Below are 869 nucleotides of genomic sequence, written 5' to 3'. Positions count from 1 at the left end.
GTGGCCGACAGCGGCAAGTCGAGCTTCGTCGGCCGCGAAGTCACCAAGAGCGAACGCCCCGAACTGACGGCCGCCAAGATCATCGTCTCGGGCGGCCGTGCCCTGGGCAGCGCCGAGAAGTTCCAGGAGGTCATGGCTCCGCTGGCCGACAAGCTCAACGCGGGCCTCGGTGCATCGAGAGCCGCCGTCGATGCGGGCTACGCACCGAACGACTGGCAAGTGGGCCAGACCGGCAAGATCGTGGCGCCGCAGCTGTACATCGCCGCGGGCATCTCGGGCGCCATCCAGCACTTGGCTGGCATGAAGGATTCCAAGGTGATCGTGGCGATCAACAAAGACCCTGAAGCGCCGATCTTCTCGGTGGCCGACTATGGGCTCGAAGCCGACCTGTTCACGGCCGTGCCGGAGCTGGTCAAGGCACTGGGCTAGCTAGCGCAGGTCGTCGGGCCGCGCTTCCGGCGCCGGCACGGCACGCCGCGCGGCCAGACTCGGGAACACCGGCAGTTGGTCGCGCGCACGCTGCACGCCGGCTTCGAGCGCCTGCATGCCGATCGGGTCGTGCACGCCCAGCGTCGACGCCAGGTGCGCCATCGGCAGGTTGACGTGTTCCAGGCACACGCTGCGCCAGAACCATGGCAGCCCCTCGTCCTGTGCGCACAGCAGCAGCGTCTGGAGCATCTTGATGTGCGTGGGCACCGCAGGCTGGATGCCGCGGCGCACGATGCGCAGCCCGGCATGCACGTAGAGCCGGATGCGGCCCGGGTCGTGCGCATAGAGGCCGCAGCGCACGTGCATCTGCAGGCGCTGCCAGCGCAGCATCAGCGCGGCCTTGGGATCGGCGGGTGTCGTCATGCGCGCCCCCCGAATAG

2 protein-coding genes are annotated in these 869 nt (G+C 68.8%); one reads left to right on the top strand and one right to left on the bottom strand.

What is annotated here, in order from left to right; all coding sequences use genetic code 11:
- Positions 1 to 429, top strand: a 429-nt coding sequence (locus tag B0W80_RS34085; RefSeq protein ID WP_218668991.1) for an electron transfer flavoprotein subunit alpha/FixB family protein, incomplete at its 5' end; no start/stop codon positions are given.
- Here the strand turns inward: B0W80_RS34085 and B0W80_RS34080 are convergent.
- A partial coding sequence (locus B0W80_RS34080; RefSeq protein ID WP_218668990.1) for a hypothetical protein occupies positions 430 to 869 on the bottom strand: 440 nt, incomplete at its 5' end. It abuts the gene before it with no gap.

It is taken from the genome of Variovorax sp. KK3 (assembly GCF_001984055.1).
Classification (GTDB): Bacteria; Pseudomonadota; Gammaproteobacteria; order Burkholderiales; family Burkholderiaceae_C; genus Variovorax.
This window is presented reverse-complemented; position numbering and strand designations above follow the sequence as displayed.